This is a genomic window from Achromobacter sp. JD-1 (genome assembly GCF_038594925.1).
Classification (GTDB): Bacteria; Pseudomonadota; Gammaproteobacteria; order Burkholderiales; family Burkholderiaceae_B; genus Achromobacter; species Achromobacter spanius_C.
This window is the reverse complement of the sequence record NZ_JBCGCS010000005.1, coordinates 263559-289021: the sequence shown is the minus strand read 5'-3', so window position 1 is coordinate 289021 and position 25463 is coordinate 263559. Positions and strand designations below refer to the sequence as shown.

The following is a 25463-nucleotide window of genomic DNA, read 5'->3' as shown; positions in this document are numbered from 1 at the left end:
GCCACAACGAACAACACACAGGGGAAAAAAACATGGAAGCAATCTCTCGACCGGACGTGAATGTGGGGGCTGGAAAAAAGCCGAATCTGCTTCGAATATCCGTGGCGACCGTGGTGGGAACCGCCGTCGAAGCGTTTGATTTTCTTGCGTACGGCACGGCCGCGGCGCTGGTGTTCAACAAGCTGTTCTTTCCGCAATTCGACCCCTTGACCGGCACCTTGGCTGCGTTTGCCGCGTTCGCCAGCGGCATGCTGGCGCGTCCCGTGGGCGGGATCCTGTTCGGGCACTTTGGGGATCGCATTGGGCGCAAGTCCATGTTGACGCTGAGCCTGCTGATGATGGGCATCTGCACGGTGCTGATCGGGCTGCTGCCCACCTATGAGCAGATTGGCGTTTGGGCGCCGATCTTGCTGGTGGCGTTGCGTATTGGGCAGGGCCTGTCGTTTGGCGGCGAACTGGGTGGCGCCATGTTGATGGCGGTGGAACACGCGCCGCCACGCTGGCGGGGCTTCTTTGGCAGCCTGCCCTTGGTGGGGGCGCCGCTGGGCATTTTGCTATCGGTGGGCGCGTTTGCCTTGGTGACGCGGCTGCCGGAAGAAGACTTCCTGTCCTGGGGCTGGCGCCTGCCATTTCTTGCCAGCGCGGTGCTGATCGTGGTTGGGATATTGATACGCCGAGGCATCGATGAATCGCCCGATTTTGCTCGCGTCAAATCCGAGCAGACCCAGGTCAAGCTGCCGGTGGCGGAATTGCTGGGCAAGCATGGCAAGGCGCTGTTGCTGTGCGTGGGATGCAAGCTGGCCGAAGTGACGCTGATCTACACCTTCCTGGTCTTCTCCGTGTCCTATGCCGTTTCCACGCTGGGTTTCAACCGGTCTGACGCGCTGCAAGCGCTGCTGTACGGCGCGGCGGTGATGACGTTCACCATTCCCGTGTTCGGCATGTTGGGCGACCGCTATGGGGCCCGGCGCGTGTGCGGCTGGGGCGGGCTGCTGCTGGGCGTGATGGCGATACCTATTTTCATGGCCGTGGGCAGTGGCTCGCTGCTGGCTTACAGCGTGGCGGCGTTTGTGGCCATGGCCTTGAACTACGCGATGATGATTGCCCCGCAATCCAGCCTGTATGCCGCGCAGTTTCCGCCGGAGCTGCGGTACTCGGGCTTGTCGATCGGCGTGCAGTTCTCCGCGGCAATTGGCGGTGGTTTGGCGCCGATGGTGTCGGCCATGCTGGTGGCGCGCTTTGACAGCATCGTGCCCGTGGGCGGCTACCTGGCCGTGCTGGGCGTTATTGCGGGCACGTCGGCGTTCTTGATGAAGCCCACCCCGGCACGGCGCGCCACTTGAGCTGAGCCCGGCAGCCCGCTAATCCTGCGCCAGAACCGACGCGCGATATTTGTTGGGCGGGCTGCCGAAGCGTTGCTGGAAGCAGCGGCTGAAATGGCTGGCATCTTGAAAGCCACAGGACAGCGCAATGTCCTTGACCGCCACATGGGCCTTGCACGGATCAACGAGCGCCGTGCGGGCCAGTTCCAACCGGCGTTCGCGCACGTACTGGCCGTATTGAATGCCGCGCATCTGGAACAAGCGATGCACCCAGCGGCTGGACGCCCGCAACGCGCGGGCCACCGCCGCGACGGACAAGTCGCTGTCGACGATATGCGTGTCCACGTAGCTGGTGATTGCCTGCCAGCTTTCGATGGGGCCGCGCTCGGTGGTGGGCAGTTGCTCCAGTGCCTGGCTGGTGTAGATGGCCGCCAGCAAAGAGATCAGCGCCTGTTCGGCAAACATGCTGGACGTGGGGCTGACCGTGTCGGCTTGCTCAAAGAACACATGCCCCAGACAGTGGTGCGCCGTGCGCACCATCGGCAGCGTCGACGCCGCGCGTTGGGCGGTGAACTGCGAAATATCCTGCAAATGCATGCCCAGCAGATTCAGCAACGAACCTTTGATGACGACCAGCCGGGAATCCGTCAGCATCCGCACTTCAGAAGGCAGGGCCGTCGTACGAAAAATGATGTCGCCCGTTTCCACGGGCAGGCTTGCGCCGTTCTGGCTGATGACCCCGTGCCCTTCAATGATGAAGCTGGCCAGGAACTCGGCCCGCATCGCATCGGCCGCGTGTTCGGCGCGATGCTGGACCCGCATGGGGGTGGATTCCAGGTTCACGGCCAAGCCGCCCGCGCGCAGCCGACACGCTTGCAAATGCAGGCGCGGTTGCAGGGTAAGCGGCAGGAAATCACCAGGAAGCACCAGCTTGTTCAAGCGGGCTTGATAGCCGGACAGTTCGGCTTCGTAGAAGGGACGAAAACGGGGGGCGAAGTTCAGGTCCGGTTCCTGCTGGGAGGCAGCGGGCGGAAGCGATTGGGCAACGTGCATATGGATGGACCCGACTTTCAGCGCGAGCCCAGTGCCCGCAAAATCAAAATCATTGTATCGACGCAGAACGCGCACGCACCTGCCGTTTACCCTAGGCCGTGTCACTCTTGGACAAGCGCTGTGCGGTTGCGGTCAATGGCGTAAAAGCCGCCGCAAGATGTAATGGCAGTGTTGTGCCACGAGGCATTAGGAGATGGGTGTGGATGACAAGAAACTGCAGTCCGATGCGTTCTTCAAACGGTCGGCTGACAAGCTGGATTTCGGCAACTGGAACGTGCAGGAGAAGATCGCGCTAAGTTGCCGGATCCTGGCTCGGGAAGGACACTCCGAGACCCTGGCCGGACAGATCACGGTGAAGAACGACGACGGCACGTTTTTCACGACGGCGCTGGCCCAGGCGTTCGATGAGATCCGCCCCGACACGGTCATTCGCATCAACGACAACATGGACGTGCTGGAAGGAGCGGGCACGCCCAACCCCGCCGTGCGATTTCACTTCTGGGTCTATCGCAACCGGCCGGACGTGCGCTGCATCGTGCACACGCATCCGCCTTATGTGTCGACGCTGGCCATGACCGGCCGCCCGCTGGTGGTGTCGCACATGGACGCCACGCCGTTTCATAACGACTGTGCGCATTTGAAGGAATGGCCGGGCTTGCCGATCGCGGATCAGGAAGGCGAAATCATTTCTGCTGCCTTGGGGGGCAAGCGGTGTGTGCTGTTGGCCAACCATGGTTTTCTGGCGGCGACCAGCTCGGTGGAAGAGACCTTGTATCTGTCGGTGCTGATCGAGCTCGCCGCGCGTAATCAGTTGCTGGCGGCGGCCGCTTACGGCGAAGTGAAGCCGGTGGATGATGCGCTGGCGGCGGAGTCGCATGATTTTCTGCTCAAGCCCAGCATCGTGCGCGCGAGCTTTGCGATGTTTGCGCGCCGGATTGAACGGCAGGGTTCAGCGTAAACATAACTGCGCAGCTGCCTCGCCAAAAAACAAAAAGGCCGGCCCCCAAAAAAGGCCGGCCTTGCTGTATGGCTGCTTGGCTTACGCCTCGGCGGAGCCTTCTTCCGCCGCTGCCACCGGCTGCACCTGATTGATCAGGGCTGGCCAGGTGTTGATCGACAGCAGGTGGCAGTACACCAGCGGCAGCCAGCCGTTGGCGCGCCAGCGCAGGAACTCTTCGTCCGACAGCTTGTTGAACTTGGCTTCGTCGATCACCTTGAAGCCGGACATGGCCAGGCGCTGGCCGTCGGGCAGGGTGATGTCGGCGCGGTTCTCGATCAGCAGGTCGGCGGCGGCCAGGGCCTGCGCGAACTCCATCGTGTAGGCGTGCTGGTTCTGGTAGTCGCGGCAGAATTCCAGGGCGCTGCGGGCCAGGTCGGTGGGTTCGCCAGCGTCGTCGAAGAACGGGTTGTCGCGGCCTTCAACCACCGATGCGGCCTTCTCGTCGACGCACAGCGTGAACTGGCTGCGGTCTTCGTTTTCCATGAAGATGAAGGGGTAGCGGCGGATGTAGGCCGGGATGTAGACGCCGGCGCGCCATTGGCCGTCGGCGTCGACGAACAGGTTTTCCTGGCCGCGCACACCCAGTACCGCCACGGGCGTGGGCTGCTCACCGTCGGTGAAGACGATGGGGAAATGGCGGCACGCGGTGGGCAGCTCGGTGGCCACCAGCGGCACCGCGTTGGTGTTGGCGGCGTAGGCAAAGCCCGTGTTGCCGGCCAGCGACAGGTTGGCGTGCACGCCGGCCGCCAGGGGGCGGGGTTGTTCGTAGAACAGGGGAAGCGAAGTCTGCGTAGTCATGGTGTCGAATCAAAGAGTGCGGGATTGCGCGTCGCGGTTGCGACGCTCGTCGTCGGAAGGCTGATTGCCTTCGGCGACGGGTTGTTGCGAGTTGCCGCCCGGGATTTGCAGGGCCGAGTTGTTGCCGGTCGGCGTGGTCAGCACGGCGTTGTCGCCCGACGGCAGTTGCCAGTTGAAGCTGGCGTTGGCCACCTTCAGTACCTGCGGATCGGTGTACGCACCCAGCGCATCCGGGCCGAAACCATCAGACGGGACCGTACCACGGAACAAAGAATCGGCGGTAGGCGTGGTCGGGATGATGGGCTGCGGCAAGGTGATGGAGGACAGGCGGTCGATGATGCCCGTCGGGCCCCACGTGACGCCGTTCAGGTAGTACGGTGCGCCCACCAACGAGCTCTTGATGGAAGTGGCGGCAACGGCGTCCGACCTGCCCCCGATCGTGCCCCAGACGTCGGCCGAGCCTGCGGTGGGAACGGTCAGCGAGGCCACGTTCAGCTTGTGGTTCGGGTTGGCGTCGTTCAGGCCGATGCGCAGCGCGCCCAGCGGGCCGGCCGCCAGCGTCAACGCCGTTTGCGGGCCAACCAGGCCGACGGCGGTGATGTCGCCGTTGGTGCTGATGGTGGCGTTCGCGCCTTGCAGTTTGGCGGGTGCGCCCAGGCTGATGGGGCCTTGGGTCACCAGCAGTTGCGCGGGCAGCGTCAGGCCGGCGCCGCCGGTCTGGGTGAAGCCGGTGGCGGCCTTCACCGTCGAGCCGGCGCCGAACGTCGTCGTGCCGGTCGGGTCGGTGTTGGCGATATGGATCGAACCCGTGTCGGCGGTGACGTTCTTGCCGAACGACACCGTGCCGCCCGAGATGTCGATGCCGTCCGGCCCCGAGGCGCGCACGTTGCCGTTGTAGCTGGCGGACTGGGCTTCCAACTGTTGCACGCGGTAGGCGCTGACGTCACCGTTGAACACGATGGTGTCCACGGCGCGCAAGGTCAGCGACCCCAGGCCGGTCGCGTTGCCCGCCACCCGCACGTTCTTGGCGGCATCGATGGCCAGGTTGTTGCCATTGCCGCCGTCCAGCGTGCTGCCCAGCACGACCGAACCGGTGTTGCTGGTCAGGTCGCGGTCGCCTGTCAACGTGACGGCGCCGGTGTAGACCTGGTCGCCGATGGTGACGACCTTGCCCGGACCCATCGTGGTGCTGCCTTGCACGGCCAGGCCGCGCAGGGGCGTGGTGGCGCCGACGTCGCCCTGGATGTTGGCGTTGCCGGCGATGATCAGGCCTTGCTGGCCCGACTCGGTGCCGTCCACGCCAGCCTTGAGCTGCACGTTGGTGCCGGTCAGGGTGGTGTCCACGCCAGAAAGGATCACGTGCTGGCCATATTGCTGCGCGCCCGTGGTGTTGACCGAACCGCCGTTGATCAGCACGTCGCCATTGCCGCTGGTTTGCAGCGAGGCGGTGCGGACCGGACCGTCCAGGACGATGTCGCCCGCGGCGGCCACCGTCAGGTTGCCCAGACGCGAACCTTGCCCGATCGGGGCGGTGAAGTCGACGTTCCCCTTGCCCGCGGATACGGTCATGTCGTAGCCGCCGTCAAGCGCGTCATTGAAGCGGATGTCGCCGTCGCGGCTGGCCACCGCGACCTTGCCGCCCAGCGTGACCGCGCCGCTGTACGACTGGTCGCCCGTGGTGGCGATGCTGCCCGCGCCCAGCGTGGACTTGCCGTTCACCGTCAGGCTGGCCAGCGCGTTCTGCGCACCGAGCGGGCCCTTCAACACGGCGTCGCCGTCAATCGTCAGGTCGTGTGCGCCATCGCCGCCGCCCAAGAGGCCGACGCTGCTGCCCTTCAATACGGTGTCGCCGCTGAAGATGGCCCGTTCGCCGTAGGACTGCGTGCCGGTGGTGTCGACCAGGCCGCCGTTGATGGCGATCGTGCCGCCGACGTCCGACGCAATCGATGCCGCGTAGACCACGTCGGTCAGCGTGGTGGCGCCGTTGCTGGCGATGGTGATGTCGCCCAGGCGGCCACCCGCGTTGTCGCCAACGGTGTCCGTGAAGGTGACGTTGCCCGCGCCGGCGGCCAACGACAGGTCGTGGCCGTCGCCGTGGCTGCTGGCGACCTTGTCGTTGAACGTGATGTTGCCGCCCTGCGTGGCAAGCGCGGCGTCGCCGTCCAGGGTGACCGCGCCGTGGTACGACTGGTCGCCCGTGGTGCCGATGCTGCCGTCCAGGCTGGACGTGCCATTGATCGTCAGGCTGGCCAGCGCGTCTTGCGCACCGAACGCGCCCTTCAGCACGGTCTCGCCGTCGATCGTCAGGCCGTGTTCGCCGTCGCCGCCGCCCAAGAGATTGACGGTGCTGCCCTTCAATACGGTGTCCGCGCCCAGCGTAACCAGTTCGCGGAAGGTCTGCGTGCCTGTCGTGTCGACCAGGCCGCCGTTGATGGCTACCGTACCCGGGGCATCCGTCTGCGCCGACGCGGCGTACACCGCGCCATTGAAGGTGGTGGCGCCGGCGGTGTTGGCGGTGAGGTTGCCCAGGCGCTGCCCGGCGCTGCCCACGGCGTTAAAGCTGATGTCGCCGCCTGCCGTCGAGTCGATGACAAGGTTGCGGGCGCCGATCAGCGCGTCGTCGAACGTGACGCTGCCGGTAGTGGTGGACAGCGACTGGTCGCTGCCCAGCGTGACGGCGTCCTGATAGTGCTGATTGCCGGTGGTGGCGATGCTGCTGGTGGTCAGCGTGGCGGGGCCGGTCACGGTCAGGCTGGCCAGCTTGGTGTTGGCGCCGATGGCGCCCGCAAGCGATGCGGCGCCATCGATCTCCAGCGCGTGGGCGCCATCCGCGCCGTCGGCCAGGGTGATGGTGCTGCCGCTCAGCGCCGCATCGTCGCCCAGCACCACGCGGCCGGCGTAGTGCTGCGCACCGGTCGTGGTGACGCTGCCGCCATTCAGGGCGGTGATGCCCGTGCCGGCCTGGTTCAGCGACGCCGTGTTGATGGCGCCGCCGTAGGTGGTGGTGCCGGTGATGGTGACGGTCAGCGCGTTGGCGCCCGAGACCTCGCCCGTGAACGTGACCGCGCCGTCGCCGGTGGCCACGTTGACGCCGCTGCCCAGTACCGTGGCGCCATCGACGCCGAAGGCGCCGTTGGCCGTCGTGTACTGACCACGCAGTGTGGTGTCGCCGTTGTACTGCTGGGCGCCGGTGGTGCTGACGCCTTGCAGGTCGATGTGGGCGCCGTCGATGTTCAGGCTGGCCAGGTTGCTGGCGTTGCCGCCCAGTATCACGTCGCCGTCATTGGCGACGATTACGGCTTGCTGGCCGCCGCCTTGCAGCAGGCCCCCGACGGCGACGATGCCGTCCGCGCCAGAGGCGGTCAGCGTGCGCTTGCCGCCAGCCAGCGTGGCGTTGCCGGTGATGTCGATGGACGTGCCGGTCAGGTCGCCGTTCAGCGTGACGTCGCCGTCGTAGCTCTGGGACCCAGCCGTGTTGACGGCCGCCAGGCCGATCTGCGCGCCGATCACCGCAAGGTTGTTGGCCTCGTTGCTGGCGATGGCGTGGTTGACGCCGACGTTGCCCAAGACCGAACCCAGGAAGATGTCGCCATGATTGCCGGCGGACAGCCCGACGGAGCTGATCAGGTCATCGACCGACGCAATCTGGATGTGGCCATCCGCGGTGGCGATGCGGCCCAGCGTCAAGGCGCCAGTGCCGTCCACGAGGATGTCGCCCGTGCCCAGGACGTTGGCCGTGAGGTAGCGCGCCGACGTGTTGAAGGCGGCGCCGGCGTCGCCAATGCCGGTCATGCTGGTCAGATCCAGGCTGTTGGTCGTGATGTTGATACCCGACCCCAGCAGCGACCCTTCGGCGGCGGCCAGGATGACGCTGCCGTTCGCGGCGCCCGCATCGATGAGGCCGAAGGCCACGTCGCCGTGCTGCGAGCTCAGGTCGATAGTGCGGTTGCCGCCGCTGGCCGTGGCCGACACATCCAGCGTGCCGGTGGCGTTGGCCGTGATGTTGCCGTTGGCGGTGGACAGCGCGGCGGTCAGCGCGCCGGTGTTGTTCAACGTGAGGTCGGCCGGCACGGTGGTGCCGGTGAGGCTGACGTTGGCGTTGGCGACTTCCGTCGTCAATACCGTATTGCCGCCTGCCGCGCCGCTCGTGAAGTTCAGCGTATCGCCCCGGGCGACGATGGCGCGCGGCGTGGCGCTTGCGGCAACCACATCGTGCCCGCCCGCCAGGGTGATGGTGTTGTTGGCCTGCACGCCCGCGCCAGCAACAGTCAGCGTGCCGGCCGAGGACAGCAGCAGGTTGTCCGCCGTATTGGACAGGCCCGAACGCGCGTCCAGGTCGCCGGACGAACGCAGGTACACCGAGCTGTTGTCGCCCGTCTGCGTCACGTCGCCGTTGAGCGTCAGGGCACGGCTGCCCACGTTGTTCAGAACGATCACCGCGCCATCGGCGCCGGTCGTCAGGTCGCCCAGCGACGCCAGGTTGGTGCGCAGGGCGATGCCGCCCGTGCCGTTGGCCAGATTGGTGGCTGCGCCGATGCTGCCGCCGGCGGTGGCCGTCAGGCTGTTGCCGTAGACCAGGTTGCCCGCCAGCGCGCCCAGGATGGATCCGGCGGCGGTCAGTGTGACGTCGCCCGAATCCATGGCGTTGATCGTGTTGATCAACAGGTTGCCCTGGGACGTGGCGATGGCGATGTCGTTGTCCGCCGAGTTGGTCCGGGTGTAGGCGCTGGTCACCAGCGTGGGGCCAGCGGTGGTGATGCCGATGGCGCCGTTCTGCGTGATGATGGAATTCAGCGTCGTGCCGGCCGCGCGGTCGTCGTCCAGGAAGATCGAGCCGTTGCCGGTGACTTCCGCCGTGATGATGGCGGCGGTCGTCTGCACGTTGTCGGCTGAGCCTGCGGCGCCGCCGATGCCCGCACCGGCCTTCAGCGTGACTGAATTGCCGATGATGCGCGTGGATTCCTCGCGATCGTCAACGATGGTGCTGCCGGCCTTGCTGTAGTCGATGTTGACCGTGCCGGTGCCCGCGTCGATGTTGCCGGCCACCAGTTGGCTGTTCGTGCCGTTGCCCACGATCCTGATCGTGCCGCTGCCGTTGTTGGCAATGGCATTGGCGATCTGCAGGTTGCCGGCCGCCGCGATGTCGATGGTATTGCCCGACAGGTAGGAGTAGACGGCGTTGTTGTCCGCCGCCAGGTACATCGCGCCGGTGGTGGTGGCTTCAACGCGCTGGCCGGTGGCGTTGATGCGGCCAGTTGTGGTGTTGGCGCCAATGCCGTAGCGCGCGTTCAGCGCCACGCCATACGCCTTGATGGTGGCGCCGGCCGCGTCGGCCAAGACGTAGCCATTTTCGGCGTCCAGCGTGATCTGGCCTTGGGTGGCGCCCGCCTGCACGTTCTTGACGGTGATGTTGCCCGACGAGGCCTTCACCGAAATGCCGTTGCCGGCGGCGTCGGTGGCGGACGTCATGCTGTTCAGGACAAGATTGCCCGACGAGGTGACGCGCGTTTCGCCGTTGGCGACCGAGGTCGTCAGGCCGCCCAGCAGGTTGGTGGTGCTGTCCAGGTACAAGGAACCGTCGCCGGTCACGGTGGCGGACACGGGGTTGTTCGGCGCGGCGATCTTGATGGCCGCATCGTTCGTGCCGATGCCGTTCTTCGCGCTCAGCGTGATGGCGCCGTTGCCCGAACCCGTGATCGCGCCGCCGCCGTCCAGGATGCTGCCGTTCTGGGCGTTCAAGGTCAGCGTCTTGTCGGTGCCGTAGCTGACCGTGCCAACCAGGATGTCGCCGGTGGTGGTGGTGACAGACAGGTCTTCGCCCGCGCGCAGGTTGCCCAGGTTGATCGAACCCGCCTGCTTCAGCCAGATGCCGCCCGAGGCGGTCGCCGAGATGTTGTTGACCTGGGTGTTCAGGGCGCGGCTGGACGAGCCGATCGCGTTGCTGGTGTCGCCCGACGCGGTGGACAGCGCCAGGTCGCCCGCCGTGATCTTCGACGTGCCGCTCATGCCCTGGATGGAGCCGCCGGTGTAGTAGTAGGGATTGGTCGACAGGTTGACCGAGCCATTGGCCGTTACGTTGATGTCGTCGAGCGTGATCGAGCCGATCGCCTTGTACGTGAAGTTCAGGCCGGTGCTGTCGCGAACGGTGGTCAGCGCGGTGTTGTTGCCGCTGTCGACGCCGTTGAACGTCAGGTTCTGGGCGCTGATGGCCAGGACGCCAGCGCTGCCATTCTGACTGCCCGTTGCGTTGCTTCGGTTGATGCTCAGGTCGGTCAGGTCGGCCAGGTTGTCGACATAGATGCTGCCCGGGGTGTTCAGCGTCAGCGACGGCGTGTCCAGATGGAGCCGGGTCGCATTCGAGCCAATGCTGCGTCCGGAGCCGTAGTCGGCCGTCAGGGTGACGCTCTTGCCGGTGATGCGGTTGCTGTTGTCCGCGCCGACGATGTTGCCGCGGCTGGTCGTCAACGCGACCGCGCCACCGCTGGTGCTGATGGTGCCCACCACCAGATCACGGCCGGCGCTGGCGGTATCGGCCGTCAGCGTGATGTTGCCATCACCGCTGACCGAGGCGGCGCGCAGCCCGTAGGTTTCGGTCAGCGCGATGCTGCCGTCCGCCGTGGCCGTCTGCTTGGCGCTGAGGTTGACGGTCGTCGTGCCGCCGCTGAGATTCGTGGTGCGGATGGCACTCTTGTTGCCAATCGAGCCGTTGGCCGTCAAGTTGACCGTGGTGGCGTTGGCGATTGTGCCGCTGAGGATCGAGCCGCCGGTGTTGTTGACGGTGAAGTCGTTGCCGTTGGTGTTGACCGAGCCCAGCTCGATATCGCCGACGGTATTGCTGACCGCGCTGGCGCCCACCGACGTCAGGCTGGGCAGGCTGGTATTGCCTTCCACCGTGATGAACGCGCCGCCGCCAGCGGCGCGGCCGGTCAGCGTGCTGACGCGGGTGTCGATGGCGTTGCCGGCGCCGTCGGCGCCGATCGCGGTGTTGGCGTTCAGGGTCAGCGCGGCGGCGTCGATCTTGGTGTTGGCATCGCCGTCGCCCAGCAGTGAACTGTTGCGCGCGGTCAGCGCAACATTGTCGTAGCCGACGTTGATGGTGCCGACGGTGATGTTGCGGTCGCTGGTAACGCTCAGGTTCAGGCCGCCCGCATCCGTGATGTTGCCCAGCACCAGGCCGGCCGTGCTGCCACTGCCGCCGTCCGTGGCGGTGAAGGCGATGGTGCCGCCTTCGCGGGTCGGTGAATTGATGCTGTAGGAACGCGCGTCGTTGCCCATCGAGTACAGCGACAGCGTATCAATGTGCGTGTCGGAATCGATGTAAACGTCGCCGGTGTTCTGGATGTTCAGCACCGGGGCGGACAGGTTGATTTCGCGGCCCTCGGCGCCGATGCCGCCCGTGCCTTGGGCAGTCAGCGACACCTGGGCGGCGGTGATACGCTGGCTGTCGTCGGCGCTGCCCAGGATGCTGCCGTTGGTGGACAGGCGCACGGTGCCGGTGGTTTGCGTATCAAGGACACCGATGTCCTGGCCGACGTTGCTGGACAACGTCAGGTTCAGTCCGGTGTTGTCGCGGACCAGGTTGGCTTGCAGGCGGCCGTTGTGTGCCACGTCGAATATCAGTTGGTCCGACGTGATGTCATAGGTGGCGGGCGACACGCCGGTGGCGTACAGCGACAGGCTGGACAGGTCGCGGTCGTTGCCCACAAAGACGTGGCTGCCGGCCGTCAGGTAGAGGTCGCTGGTGGTCGTGCTGATCTTGTCGGTCGAGCCTGTGCCGATCTGGCCCGTGGCGAACAAGTTCACCGAATCGCCCGTGACGTGCGACGTGGGCGACAGGTTGACGATGTTGCTGCCGGCGCCAATGGCGGCCAGGCTGACGGTATGCGCGGGGCCGGTGTCGATGCTGCCGATGTTCAGCGTGCGGTCACCCGAGAACGAGAAGTTCAGGCCGGTGGTGTCGCGCAGGTCGAACAGGTTGTAGGCGCCGGTGTCGGTAAGGTTGAACGTCAGGCCCTGGGCCGCTACCTGGACGATATTGTTCACGCCCTGGTCCGCGTGGTTGGCGGTGACGTTCAGGCTGAACAGGTTCGAGGCATTGTTCAGATACAGGTCGTGGCCGGTCTGCGTGGTCAGTTGGCGGGTGTCCGTTTGAATCGCGTTGCCACCGGCGCCGATGGACTGCGTGGCGGTCAGCGTCAGCGAGGGGGTGATGAAGTTGCTGCCCGCGCCTTGCAGGATGGATCCGTTGGTGACGTCGACGCGTGCCCAACCGAGGGCGCTGTTGTTGCCCAGCGTCAGCGTCTTGTTATTCGATAGCCACAGGCTGCCGCGAAGATTCGAAGACAGCTTGTCAACGCTGACATACAGCGGTTGGTTGGTGTTGTAGGTGCCCGTGACCGAGCCGCCGTTCAGCGTCAGCTCGCCCGTGGTGATATTGGGGCTGCTGGCGCTGCTGCTGTTGCCGTAGATGTTGTTGCTGCTTAAGGTGACGGAGCCGCCCGCGCCGGTTGCGACATTGTGGACGCTCAGCGTGCGATCCGAAGCAATCGACAGCGCCAGATCGTTCGCGCTTGAGACGGTGTTGATCGTCAGCCCATTGACGCCGGTCGAATCGCTCATCGAGAAGGTCAGACCGGTGGCCGAGATGGCGTACGAATTTGTCTGCGCGCCGGTGGTGTTGCTGTGGTTTGCCGTGAGCGACAGCGACGACAACTGCTTGCTGTTGGAGACGGCGACGTTGCCCGCCGACCCGATCGACAGGTGGTTGGCGCTGGTTGACGCCGACACGCTGCCATTGGCGCCCAGCGCGTTCAAGGTGACGCTGTTGCCGGTGATCGTGCCGGAACTGCGCGAGATGGTCGGACTGAGCAGGCTGTTCGCGTAGCGCGAGGTCAGGGACACCGAACCCGACGTGCCCATGTTGATCGTGTTGGTCGCGATGGCGGAATCGGCGCTGATGGCCAATGCGGCGTTGCTCATGCTCGCCGCGATCGACAGGGTTGTGCCACCGGAGATCGACAGCGATTGGGCTCCGAGCCCAGAGAAGGAATATGCGTTGGTGTCGGGAACCGTGGTGCTGGCTGCGTCGCGGCGCGTCAGGTTCAGGTCCAGGCTGTCAAGCGCCTGCCCACCGTTGTTCAAGAAGATGTCGCCGTTGTTCGCAATGGCCAGCGTGCTGGTCGCCGTGCGCAGGGCGCGCCCGCTGCTGCCGATTGCGCCGGTGTTGGCATCGCGCGCGGTGTAGTTGTCGCTACCGGTGGCCGACAGCTTGACCGTGCCCGCCGTGATTCGGCCGGTGCCGGCATCGCTGGTAATGCTGGAATAGACGCCGCCGCCGGCCGTGGTCAGGCTGACCAAATCGCTGGCGGTGATGGCGCCTACCTGGATGTTCTTGCGGCCGGTAAAGCTGAAGTCCGTCAGTCCGCCGGTGATCTGCTCCAGGTACTGCGTGGTGCCGTCGTCCGTGATGCGGATGGTCTGGCCCGCGCCGCCGCCGATGGCGATCGTGCTGGCGCCGCCCGCTGCGCGCAAGCTGTTGATGGCCAGGCTCTGCAGGACGGTATCGCTGTCTACATAGAAGTCATTGCCCTTCAAGCTCAGCGCCGACGTGCCATTCAGGGCCAGCGTGCCGCCAGTGGCCGACGAGCCGATCGAGCCGCTGGATCCCGCCGTCAGCGAGACCGTGGCCGCGCGGATCGCGCCGGGGTTGTCCAGGTCGTCGTTGGCGATGTTGCCGGCCGACACCAGGCTGACCTTGCCGGCCGAGCCGGCATCGACGTTGCCCACCAGCAGGTGCTTGCCGTTGGCCGAGAATGCGAAGTCCAGATCGCTCGAACTGGCGATGTCTTTCAGATGAATGCCGTTGGCGTCGTCCGTCAGCGTGAAGGCCGACAGGTTGGGTGCGGTGATGGCGTACGAGCCGTAGGCCGAACCATTGCGTGTGACGGCCAGACGGGTCAGACCGCTCAGATTGTTGGCGATGATGTCGCCACCGCTGGTCAGGCTGACGTCGGGGGCTTGCAAGGTCAGCGCGGCGCCGGCTGCACCCAGTACGCCACCGGCTGACAGCGCGATGCTGCTGGCCTGGATCTTCGTGGCGGCGTCGCCGTCGTCCAGGATGGAACCCGAACTGTTGGCAAGCGAGGCCGGTCCGTTGGCCTGCACGCTACCCACCGTCGTGTTGCCGGAAAACTGCATGTAGCCAAGCTGGCCGCCCGCCGTCAGCGACGTCAGCTTGATGTTGCTGTTGCCGCCGTTCAGGTAGAGGTCGCCGCCTGCGTTGGCCTGCACGTTGACCAGGCCCGCGCCGCCCACGCCCACATAGCTTACGTTGCCCGAATACAGGCCACCGATCGCGCCCGTGGCCGTCAGGAAGATGTCGCTGCCGCCGGCATAAACGCTGCCCGCGCCGTTGCCCAGGATGGAACCGTTGGCCGCGTTCAGCGTGACGTCGTCGTTCCAGCTTCGCACCGTGCCCGTCAGCAGCAGGTCGCCCTGGCGCGCGTCGATCTGCACGGCGTCGGTCGCGGTGATGTTGCCCAGCGAGATGACGCCGGTGGTGTTGCTGGCGCCCGTGGGCTTGGGCAACTGGGCGTAGAAGCCGCCATTGTTGGCCGTGCCGGACAGGTTGCTGGTCAGGATGTCCAGATAGCCCGTGCCGGTGGCGCCGATGGCGCGGCCGGCATACAGGTACACCGAGTTGGCCAGCAACTGGGTGCTCTTGTCGCCGTCGTCGAGAATGGCGCCCGTTGTGTTCAGCGAGATGCTGCCGTTGTAGCCGGTGTCGATGCTGCCAACCGTGATGTCGCGGTCGCCGGTGAAGTTGAAGTTCACCCAGTTGCTGTCGCGCACTTCGTGAATCGTATGGCCGCCGATGTCATCGGTGATGTTGAACAGCAGCGACGGGGCGCGCACGTCCAGCACGTAGCGGTCATCCTCGGCCTTGTGGCGCGCGGTGACCGTCAGTGTGTAAAGGTCGGCGATGTCGGTGGCGTAGAGGTTGCCGCGCGTGCTCAGCGACAGGTGGGGCGCGTTGACCGAGACGGCATTGGTGGCGCTGCCGATGTCCTGGTTGGCGCTAAGGGTGACGGAGTTGGCGGTAACGCGCGTATCCACGATGCCATCGTCCAGGATGCTGCCTTGCGTGGACGTCAGTGCAACGCTGCTGCCCGCGCGGATGTTGCCCAGTTTCAGGGTCTGGTCGCCGCTGAAGATGAACTGGTTCAGCAACGAGCTGTAGACCTGCTTCAGTTCGTAGGCGTTGCCCAGATCGTCATTGACGTCAAACGCCAGGTAGGGCGCGGACACCAGCAGGATGTTCTTTCGGAGGGGGTCGGCGTGGGAGTTGCTGACCGCCAGGTACGTGAGCGTCTTGCCGGGGTTGTCGATGTAGATGTCGCCGCCACTACCCAAGGTCAGGTTGGTCGTGGCGGTCTTGATGTGATCGCTGGCCGTGCCGATGTGGCGCTGAGCCTGCAGGTTGATGCTGTTGCCCAGCAGTTCGCTGTTGGCGTTGGCGCGCAGGATGCTGCCGCCCTGGGCGTTCAGCCACAAGGTGCCGGTGCCGGCGTCCAGCTTGTTCGCGGTCAGGTCGGCCACGCCGATGACCGAAATGCCGTTGTTGGCTTTCAGGTCATCCAGCAGCACCGAGCCCTGGGCCTGGTTGAGGTAGATGCTGCCGCCCGTGGCGCGCAGTTCACCGGCCGCCGTGCGCAGGTAGGTGCCCGCCGTGCCCACGGTGTAGTTGCTGTTGGAAGCCGGGGCCAGCAGGGTGACGAGGTTGCCGGTGATCAGCGACGCCGACGAGCCCGTGATGCTGCCCGCACGCGCGGTCAGGGTGACGTTTCCAGAGCCGGCGTTGATCTCGCCGGCGAAGATGCTGTTGCCGGTCAGGTTGACCGCGCCGCCCGAAGAACTGACATTGTTGGCCGACACCGAGCCTGCGCCGTTGATCACGATCGCGGCGTTGTTGGCCTGCGCCTGGGTGATGGTCAGACTGTTGCTGGTGCTGTCCAGATACACGCCGCCCGCGCCCGAGGTGGCGGACACGCTGTTGGCGTTGGTCTTCAGGGCGCGCGACGCGGCGCCGATGGCGCCGTTCTGTGCCGACAACGTCAGCGCGTTGGTGGCGATCGAGGTGGCGTCATCGCCATCATCAAGGATGCTGCTGGCGCCCGAGGTCAGCGATGACGACGCACCCGCCTTGATGGCGCCCAGCGTCAACTGGCCGCCCGTCCAGACGGACAGCGCGCCGGTGGTGTCGATGGCGCGCAGCGCCAGGTTGCCGGTGTTGTTCACGTACACACCGCCGCTGCCGCTGGCGGCCGTCAGCGTGCCGGTTTGCGTGTTCAGCGCCAGGCCCGAGGAGCCGATGGCGCCGTTGTTGCCGGTGCTGCCCGTGGCCTTCAGCGCGATGCTGCCGGCAGTGATGTTGCTGAGGCTGTCGCGCGCCCGGATGTCGCCCGCGGTCGACGTCAGCGCCAGCGCGCCGGTGCCCAGCGCGATGCTGCCCGCGTTGATCGTGCGGTCGCCGGTGAATGAGAAGTTCAGGCCGGCCTGGTCGACCGTGTTCAGTTGGTAGCTGCCGTTGTCCGTCAGCGAGAAAGTCAGTCCGCTGGATGTCAGCGCGTACGTGTTGTTGACGCCCGATTGCGCATGGCGGCTGGTGATGTCCAGCGTGCTCAGCACCGAGCGGTTGGCCACGGCCAGGTTGCCGCCGGTGGCAAGCGCCAGCCGGGTGGTCTGGGTGTTGACCGCGTTGCCGGCTTCACCGATGCTGCCGCCGCTGGCGTCCAGCGTGACGGTGTTGCCCGCCACCACCTGGTTGGCGCCACCCACATTGCGGATGCTGCCCGCGCTGGTGCGGACCAGCGCCGCGCCGCTGCCGGCGTCAATAACGTTGGCCAGGTTGATGTCGCCGGTGGCGTTCAGCGTGATCGCGCCGCCCCGGCTGTTCAGCTTGCCGATGTTGTCCAGCGTGCTGCCCACGCCCAGTGCTTCCAGCGTGATGGCGCCGCCCTGGGTGCTGATTTCGGTATTGGAATTCTCGAAGCGGATGCCGCCCGTTTGCGTCGAACGCAGCGTGAAGCTGTTGCCCGAGGTGGTTTGCAGATTGATCGCGGCCATGTCCGCGATGGTGATCTGGCCGGTGGCTTCCAGCTTGATGTTGGTGGTGCCGGCCAGGCTTTCCAAGAGGCCGCGCGACACGGTGTTGTTGGCTGCGTTGGCATCGCCGCCGTTGACGGTGCCGTCGCCCGCGCTGCCGTCCAGCGCGCCAGAGCCGTTACCGGAATCGACGATGCGCAGGTCGGTCGGGTCAATCAGCAGCAGGCCCGTTTTGCCCTTGGGCGCGCGCATGTCCACCGAGCCGGTCAGGCCGATGTTCTTCTTGCTGGAGACTTCGGCAAAGCCGCCGTCGCCGCCTTGTTCTCCGCCACGCGCGGACAGGCTGCCGGCAAAGGCGGTGGCGTCGTTCGACCACATCGTGACGTTGCCGCCGTTGCCCTTGACAAGCGCATCGGCCTTCAACGTGGCGCCCGCCGCTACCTTGACGGTGGACGATTTGCCGCTGAACGCGGCCGAGCCATTGTCCGGGGCCACGCCCAGGCTGCCCAATGCAATCTCGCCGCCGCCCGCGGCGCCCGATACGTCGATGGTTGCGCCACGCGCCACGTCCACGTGTTCGCCAGTGACGACGACCTTGCCTCCCTGCTGGCCCGCGCTGGCGCCCGTGGCGTCGACCTGGCCCGCGATCTTGACGGTGCCGGCATCGCCGCCCGCCAAGACAATCTTGCCGTTCTGCATGCCCACCGACTGGGCGCTGATGATGCCGTCGGTGTTGACCACGTTGTCGATCACACCCTTGACGGCGCGTGCCGTCAGCAGCACGGTGCCGCCGTCGGCGCGGATGACGCCGCTGTTGGTGACCAGCACCGACACCGGCTTGCCGTTGGCATCCTTCGGCAGTTCATTGACGGTGGAGGTGGCGTCGAAGCTGAGCAGCCCGTCGCCCTGGAAATCAACCGTAACGGTCTTGGCGCCCGCCAGGGCCACGCGGCCCAGCTTGGCCTGAATGACGCCCGAGTTGCGTACCGACGGCGCCACCAGCGCGGCCAGGCCGCTGTCCTTGATGCTGATCGTGCCTTCGTTCACGATCATGGCATTGGCCTTGGACGAGGCCTGGTTGAACTTGTAGTTGCCGGCCAGGAAGTCCTTGTCGCTGATGTTTGCCGTGGTGGCAACGAGGCCGCCCACGTCGATGCGCGCACCCTTGCCGAACACCACGCCGTTCGGGTTGACCAGCATCACCGTGCCGTTGGCGTTCAAGCGACCGAAGATCGCCGAAGGGTCATTGCCGACCACGCGGTTCAGCGTGACGCTCTTGCCGCCGGGTTGACGGAAGTTGACCGTCTCGTTGGCGCCGATGCTGAAGTCTTTCCAGTTGATGATCGCCTTGCCGCTGGACTGGTTGATGTCCAGCGTGCCGTTGCCCCGGTCCACAATGGTGGCTGCACCCCCCACCACGTTGCCGCCGGTGGGGTTGGCGTGCGCGCCGCTTGAGGCCAGCGAACCAATCAGCACGGCCAGCGTGCTGAGCGCGGGCAGGGCGGCGTCTTTCTTCATGCGCGGACGGCGAGCGGATGGGGCGAGGCTGCGGGAATTGCGATTCATGGTCGGTCTCTTGTCGTTCGCTGCTTAGTACTGCGCCGAAATGCTGAAGAACACACGGGGATTCTTGTTGCCCTGGGTCAGGACATCCGTGCTGGTGGGCTTGGCCACTTCAAACGTGGCGTACAGGTTCTTGCTGAGGTTGGCGCGCATGCCCGCGCCGAAGGAGGACACGTTGGCACGCGTCAAGGGGGCGCTTTCGCTGCGCGACCAGATGCGGCCGCCGTCGATGAACGAATAGACGTGCGCGCCATGCGGCAGGAAGTTGTCGGTGGACACCGCGTAGCGCAGTTCCAGCGAGCCGGCCACGCCGGAGTCGGCGGACATTTCGCCGTCGTCGTAACCGCGTCCGAAGTTGGGGCCGCCCAGCGCGAATTCCTCGCTGGCCAAAAGTGGGCTGGCGCTGTATTGGCCAGCAAAGGTGGCCACCAGCGACAGGCGCTCGGTGAGCTGTTGCAGGCGGGTCAGCTCGGCGGTGAGCTTGAGGAAGTCCGAACGGCCCTTGGCGCGCGAAGCCAGCTCGGAGCCTTCCTGCGTGGCGCCCATCACGTCCAGGCCCTGGTGCACGGTGCCGCGGATGGCGGTGATGCCGTTCCAGCTGTCGGTGCGGTCATAGCTCAGGCCCGCGCGCAGCACGCGCAAACGGTCGCGCGTGAAGGGGGTATCGGTGATGTCGGTGGCGACGTTGCGCACATCGAACATGCCGAAGGCGCGCAGGTTTTCCAGGCGCGAGCGGATCAGCGGATAGGTCAGTGTGGCGGTGTAGGCCTGCACGTCGCTGGCGACGTTCAGCGGGGCCAGGTCGCGGCCCGGCTCGCTCTTGGCGTAGCTGGCGGCCAGGCCGAAGGTCATGCCGCTGTCGGAAACCAGCATGTCGTAATTGCCGGCCACGGCCTGGCTGCGATAGGCCGGAAAGCCCAGGCGCCCGCTCAGCGTGAAGGTGTCGGCACGCGCGCCGAACGAGTTCAGCGTGACCTGGCCGGTCATTTCGCTCCAGCCCAGGTAGGGCGAGCCGCGGTTGTCAAAGCCCAGCCGCGCATCGACGGGCTTACGCTCGCTGTGCACGACCAGCACCGAGCCACCCACTTCCTTGGGCGAGGCTTCCAGCGAGGCGCGCACGATCATGCCGCTCAGGTCATTGGCCAACAGCAGTTGGCGTTCGACCTCGGCCACGTTGATCGGGCGCACGCCGCGCAGGCGCTGCACCAGTTTTTCAACCGCGGCTTGCGCGGGGCCGATATCGCCGTCGTACTTCACGTCCGACACATAGCCTTCGACCACCACGATGCGGAACATGCCGCCGTCGACCGTCTGCTCAGGCACGATGACGCGCGTGGTCACGTAGCCGTCGTTGCGGTAGAGCAGCTCGATGTCATTGGCCACCTTGAAGGCATCGGCCACCGTGATCGTCTTGCCCACCAGCCCCTGGTAGAACGCGCTGATTGTCTCGGGGGAATAGTGGGTGACGCCGTCCACGCGCATGCTGGTCAGCGTGAAGCTCAGCTTGTCGGCGCCTGCCGGCGCCTCGGACGCGCTGCCCTGCTGCACCGTGACCTGCGGCGAGGCGGTGGTGCTTTCCGGCATGGCCGGCTGCGGCAGGGCGCGGCCCGGTTCGGCGGCCGACGGCAATTGCGGACGCACGCTTTGTGCCAGGACCGGTCCGGCGGCCAGCGCCAGGGCTGTGCAGGCAAGGCCAACATGCAAGGAAATGGGGGTCAGACAGAAGACGAGGGGACGGCAGAATCGGGATAAGCGGCGCATGGAGGATCAGACGGCGGGTTGTTACATATAGAATTGACGGAAGCTATTTGACATATGACTCACGCTTGGCTACACAACATTTTTGCAACCGCCAAGCGCTGAAATAAGCCTTCGCTCGCGACGCCGTCACTGGCCAGGTACCGGAAAATGCAGGGAATTTCAGGTTTTGCAGGCCTGTGGCGGCGACGCCAAAAAGCCCGGGAAAAAGGCAAGCCTGACCAGTTTCGCGCTGTAACAAACATTAGCGTAAGTACGCAAATATTCCATTGCCGAGGTTTGCTGGAATGCCAGGTAGGTTTGCCGCAAGGAAAATTATTCGGGCCACGGCCTCGGTTTTGTCTCCTGTTACCAACGCGAGCGTCGGCTGGCATGAAAAAATGCGTGGCATGAACGACGCCTTTTTCCCGCTGGCTTCAGGCCAGCTCGCCGGCTTGCGCGTGCTGGTCGTCGAAGACCGTCCCGAAGACCGCATGCTGCTCGTGGATTTCCTGACCAGCCAGGACTGCCGGGTCTATGTGGCCGAGGATGGCAACGACGGCTATCGCAAGGCGCAACTGGTGCAGCCGGACATCATCCTGATGGACGTAAGCATGCCGGTCTGCGACGGCCTCGCGGCCTGCCGCCTGTTGAAGGCCGACCAAGCCACGCGCGGCATCCCGATCATCTTCCTGACCGCGGCCTGCCTGCCCGGCGAACGGGTGGCGGGGCTGTCGGCGGGCGCCGTCGATTACGTGACCAAACCGTTTGATTTCGAGGAAGTGCGCCTGCGCCTGCTGATTCATCTGCGGGTGGCTTCAACGTCTGCGCCTGCGCCCGCATCCGCGCCGGCCGTGGCCGAGGCGAGCGCGCAAGACGGCACATCCGCCGCCGCGGCGGGCGCCACGCTGGATGGCGTCCTGTTTCGCGCGGCGCGCAAGCTGCTGCGCGAACGGCTGGATCACACGCCCGAACTGATGGCCCTGGCCCAGGCGCTGAACACCAACGCGCGGCGGCTGAATCAGGCGTTCCGACGCTGTGCGGGAACCACCGTCTTCGAGTTCCTGCGGGAAGAGCGCATGCGCGAGGCGCGCCGCCTGCTGTGCGAGACCAGCCTGGACATCCAGGCCATTTCGCAAGCCGTGGGCTATGGCAACCGGGGTAATTTTTCCACCGCCTTTCGTGAACGCTTCGGCATGCCGCCCACGGCCTTGCGCCAGGAATTTGATCCCTATGCTTGATCGCCGTCTTGGCTGCCCAGGTTGGCGGCCTCCGTTGTCGTTGCTGCCCGTATTGACCTTGTTGTCCGCGTTGTCATTGGCCCTGGCTTGCCTTGTGCTGCCTGCGTTGGCACAGGCCGCGCCGGCGTCCGTGGACCTGAGCACCGTCACCGGCAAACTGCCGCTGAACCACGAACTGGTGGGGCAGGAAGACCCAAACGGGACTCAGGACGTCAGCCAGGTTCTGGACGGTCCCTGGCAACCCGTGACGCCCGGCTGGTTGAACCGGGGCTTTTCGCCAACGGTGTACTGGCTGAAGCTGGACGTGCACAACCCCACCGACAGCTTCCTGGAACGTTGGCTATCCTTTGGCGTACCCAGGTTGGAAGATGTGCGCTTCTACCTGTATCACGACGGTCAACGGCAGCCCTTCAAAATCGTGCTGGCAGGCAACCGCGAGCCGCTCGCCCTGCGCGAAGTGCCGTCTTCCGTGTCGGTGGCCACGCTGCCGCTGACTCCGGGTGAACGCGTGACGGTACTGGTGCGGGTGCAGAGCCGCTCGGCCATCAGCATGGAACCCACCTTGTGGACACCGGCGGCATTCGTGGACGCGGCGCAGCGCGGCACGGTGGTCCTGGCGCTGCTGATCGGCGCGCTGCTGATGGTGGCCTTCTATACCGGGGTACTGGGCGTGGCCCAGCGCGATCAGGTGTTCGTGTTTCTGGCCGCGGCCATCATCATCGAGATTCTCTACAGCCTGTCGTTTCAGGGTTTGCTGTACCGCTATGTGCTGACGGGCGGCGGCGAAATGGTGCTGCGCGCGCCCAGTGTGCTGGGGACGCTGGCGGCCACGGTGTTCGGCTTTACTGTGATGCGGTTCGCGGACCTGCATCGGGTGCGGCTCTGGCGCTGGGTGTATGGCGTGCTGATCGCCCTGGGCCTGGCGGGCTCGGTCTGGGCGGCGCTGGGCGAGTATCGCGCCAGCGCGCAGGCCGTGGTCGGACTGGTCTTGCTGTGGGGGCTGGTCTGGCCTGTCTCGATGGCCGACGGCTGGCGGCGCGGGCATGCCAATGCGCGGATCTTCCTCTTGTCCTTCGCGGTGTATTGCGCATTGCTCTTCCTGCGGCTGGCTTTCATCAACGGGCTGCTGCCCGGGCGCTGGGAAGGCGGGCCGGAGGTGGCTTGGGACCTGTTGTCGGTGTCGCTGATGCTGGCGGTGCTGGTGCATGGACGCACACGCCAGCATCGACAGGAAAAACTGGCGGTCGAGCGCGAATTGACACTGGCGCGCGAACGCGAGCACCAGCGCTTGGACCTGGCCGTCAGAGAGCGCACGCAAGCGTTGCAGGAGGCGCTCATCCATGCTGATGAAGCCGGCCGCGTGCGTCAGGATTTCCTGGCGCGCATTAGCCATGACCTGCGCACTCCGCTGACCTCGATCATCGGATTCGCGGACCTGATCCAGGCGGGCGGCCGTGACGACGCGCCGCGCGGCGCAATCATTCGCCGTAGCGCCGACCACATGCTGGGCATGGTGAACGACCTGATCGATTACGCCGCTGGCGCCGGCGGCCAGGCGTTGCGCGTGTCTCCTGAATACGTGCACGCCTTGCTGGATGCCGTCGCCAAGGAATCCGCGCCGATCGCCGCAAGGCATAACAACCAGTTCGTGTTTCGGGTGGCGGACTCGGTGCCGGCCGTGTTGGAAATGGATGGCAAGCGTGTGCGGCAGGTGCTGTCCAACCTGATCGACAACGCCGCCAAGTTCACGCGCGGCGGCGTCCTGACCCTGACCGCCGACTACACCGCGCCCGACGCCGATGACACGAGCGGGGCATCGGGACGGCTTGCGCTGTCGGTGCGCGACACGGGATGCGGTATCGCGCCGGAAGACAGGCAGCGCATCTTCGAACCTTTCCAGCGGTTGGCTTCCGCCGAGAATCAGCCGGGTGTGGGGCTTGGCCTGCCCATCGTCCAGCAATGGGTGCAGCGCATGAAGGGCGCAATCCGTATCGAGAGCGAGGTGGGGCAGGGGACGCGGGTCAGCGTCACGCTACCGGTCAGGAAGATGGACGAATCCCGCATCTCGCATCACTACATTGCCGCTGCGCCGCACGTCCTGCCGGCATTGGACGGATCCGGCAAGCGCCTGTGGTTGGCCGAGGACACGCCGGAGATTCGGGAATTCCTGGTCGAGGAACTGGCCAGCATGGGCTTTCAGGTGGACAGCGAGGCCGATGGCCAGGGCATGGTGGCGCGCATCGGCGCCGAAGACGCCCGGCGGCCCGACCTGATCTTGACGGACCATCGCATGGAGGGTGTCGACGGCCCGGCCGTGCTGGCGGCGGCCCGCGCGCGCTGGCCAGACCTGCCCGTCATCGCGGTGTCGGCAACGCCTCATGACACCCAGGCCTGGGGCGGCGCGGGCTATGACGCCAGCTTGCTCAAGCCCATCAGCCTGGTCGAGCTACGCCATGTGTTGAGCCGGCTGCTGCACCTGCCGATCAAACACGCCGGCAACGACGTGGAAGCCGTCACGCAGCCGACGCCGCGGCTGTCCGACGCCGACCTGGCGCAAGTGCGGCTGCTGCTGGACAGCGGCGCCATCTCGGACCTGATCGACTGGGCCCTGGCGCTACGGGTGCGTGATGCCGCGTTGAAGGACTTCAGCGAACAACTGCGGCGCATGGCCAGGCAGGGTGACATCGCGGCGATACGCAAGCTGTGCGAGGGCATGCGGGGGCTTTCTTAGCCGACGACGCCGGCACCGACAATTGCCGTTGCAGCCACGTCAGCTAAATGGCTATATGAAAAAAAGGAGATGACTGTGCTGCATTTGCCGAACACATCCATCATCGAGGGCAACGCCGTCAGGTGGGGAACGTGCGGGGAAGGGCCGCCGTTGGTGGCCATTCACGGCACGCCGTTTTCCTCGCAGGTATGGCGCCGCATCGTGCCGGCGTTTGCGGATCGCAGAACGGTTTATGTCTTTGACCTGGTGGGCTATGGACAATCTGAAATGCGCGACGGGCAAGACGTGTCGCTGGCCGTGCAGAACAAGGTGCTGGCGGCCTTGTTCAAGGAATGGGAACTTGACCGCCCAGACGTCCTGGCGCATGACTTCGGCGGGGCCACCGCGTTGCGGGCCTATTATCTGGACGGCTTGCGCTACGGATCGTTGACGATCTTTGACGCCGTGGCCCTGGCCCCGTGGGGCTCGCCTTTCGTGCAGCACGTGCGCAAACACGAGGGCGCGTTTGCCGGCATGCCCGACTATATGCATCGCGCGCTGCTGCACGCTTATCTACAGACGGCGGCCTACCATCCGCTGTCGGACGAAGCGCTGGACGTGTATAGCCAGCCGTGGCTGGGCCAGGTCGGCCAAGCGGCTTTTTACCGCCAGATTGCACAGATGGATCAGCAGTACACGGACGAGGTCCAGGGTATGTATCGCCGGATGGACTGCCCGGTGCAGGTGCTGTGGGGCGAGAACGACAATTGGATTCCGTACGCGAAAGGCAAGGCCTTGGCGGCGCTGATCTCAGACGCGCCGTGCATTCCGATCGCGCACGCGGGCCATCTTGTGCAGGAAGATCGGCCCGAGGCGATTGTGGCGGCGGTGTTGAAGCAGATTGCGGGGACTTGAGCACCGATCGTCATGCTTTC

9 protein-coding genes are annotated in these 25463 nt (G+C 65.7%); 5 read left to right on the top strand and 4 right to left on the bottom strand.

Going from position 1 to position 25463, the window contains the following annotated elements:
• The first annotated feature begins 32 nt into the window (after positions 1-32).
• A complete protein-coding gene (locus tag WBR68_RS10945) occupies positions 33-1343 on the top strand; it encodes an MFS transporter (protein ID WP_050445513.1) in 1311 nt (436 codons plus the stop codon).
• A gap of 18 nt (positions 1344-1361) precedes the next feature.
• On the opposite strand, the gene WBR68_RS10940 is transcribed toward WBR68_RS10945, so the two are convergent.
• Positions 1362-2375, bottom strand: coding sequence for a helix-turn-helix domain-containing protein (locus WBR68_RS10940; RefSeq protein WP_230694186.1), 1014 nt, complete (start codon positions 2373-2375; stop codon positions 1362-1364).
• Positions 2376-2574: 199 nt separating this feature from the next.
• Here WBR68_RS10940 and WBR68_RS10935 point away from each other — a divergent pair, with 199 nt between their 5' ends.
• Positions 2575-3333: an aldolase gene (locus WBR68_RS10935; RefSeq protein WP_370641215.1), complete on the top strand. Its 759-nt coding sequence runs from the start codon at positions 2575-2577 to the stop codon at positions 3331-3333.
• Between the two features lie 81 nt (positions 3334-3414).
• Here WBR68_RS10935 and WBR68_RS10930 read toward each other — a convergent pair whose 3' ends face one another.
• The 3 genes from WBR68_RS10930 to WBR68_RS10920 are packed head-to-tail and all read right to left on the bottom strand — an operon-like array spanning position 3415 to position 20481.
• Positions 3415-4173, bottom strand: a complete 759-nt coding sequence (locus WBR68_RS10930; protein ID WP_230694184.1) for a SapC family protein — start codon at positions 4171-4173, stop codon at positions 3415-3417.
• Between the two features lie 9 nt (positions 4174-4182).
• Positions 4183-18843, bottom strand: coding sequence for a filamentous hemagglutinin N-terminal domain-containing protein (locus WBR68_RS10925; RefSeq protein ID WP_230694183.1), 14661 nt, complete (start codon positions 18841-18843; stop codon positions 4183-4185).
• Between the two features lie 24 nt (positions 18844-18867).
• Entirely contained in the window at positions 18868-20481 is a 1614-nt protein-coding gene (locus tag WBR68_RS10920; RefSeq protein WP_230694182.1) for a ShlB/FhaC/HecB family hemolysin secretion/activation protein, read from the bottom strand.
• Positions 20482-20978: 497 nt separating this feature from the next.
• Between WBR68_RS10920 and WBR68_RS10915 the strand changes: the two genes are divergently transcribed.
• The 3 genes from WBR68_RS10915 to WBR68_RS10905 all read left to right on the top strand — a co-directional run bounded on the left by WBR68_RS10915 (position 20979) and on the right by WBR68_RS10905 (position 25443).
• The gene (locus tag WBR68_RS10915; RefSeq protein ID WP_230694181.1) at positions 20979-21818 is read left to right on the top strand and encodes a response regulator transcription factor; all 840 of its coding nucleotides are present in this window, start codon (positions 20979-20981) and stop codon (positions 21816-21818) included.
• On the top strand, positions 21811-24549 hold the full coding sequence (locus tag WBR68_RS10910) for a hybrid sensor histidine kinase/response regulator (RefSeq protein ID WP_230694180.1): 2739 nt from the start codon (positions 21811-21813) through the stop codon (positions 24547-24549). Before WBR68_RS10915 ends, WBR68_RS10910 begins: the two co-directional genes overlap by 8 nt.
• Before the next feature lie 69 nt (positions 24550-24618).
• Positions 24619-25443 carry an alpha/beta fold hydrolase gene (locus WBR68_RS10905; protein ID WP_370641214.1) on the top strand — a complete coding sequence of 275 codons (825 nt, stop codon included), beginning with the start codon at positions 24619-24621 and terminating at the stop codon, positions 25441-25443.
• Positions 25444-25463: the final 20 nt, after the last annotated feature.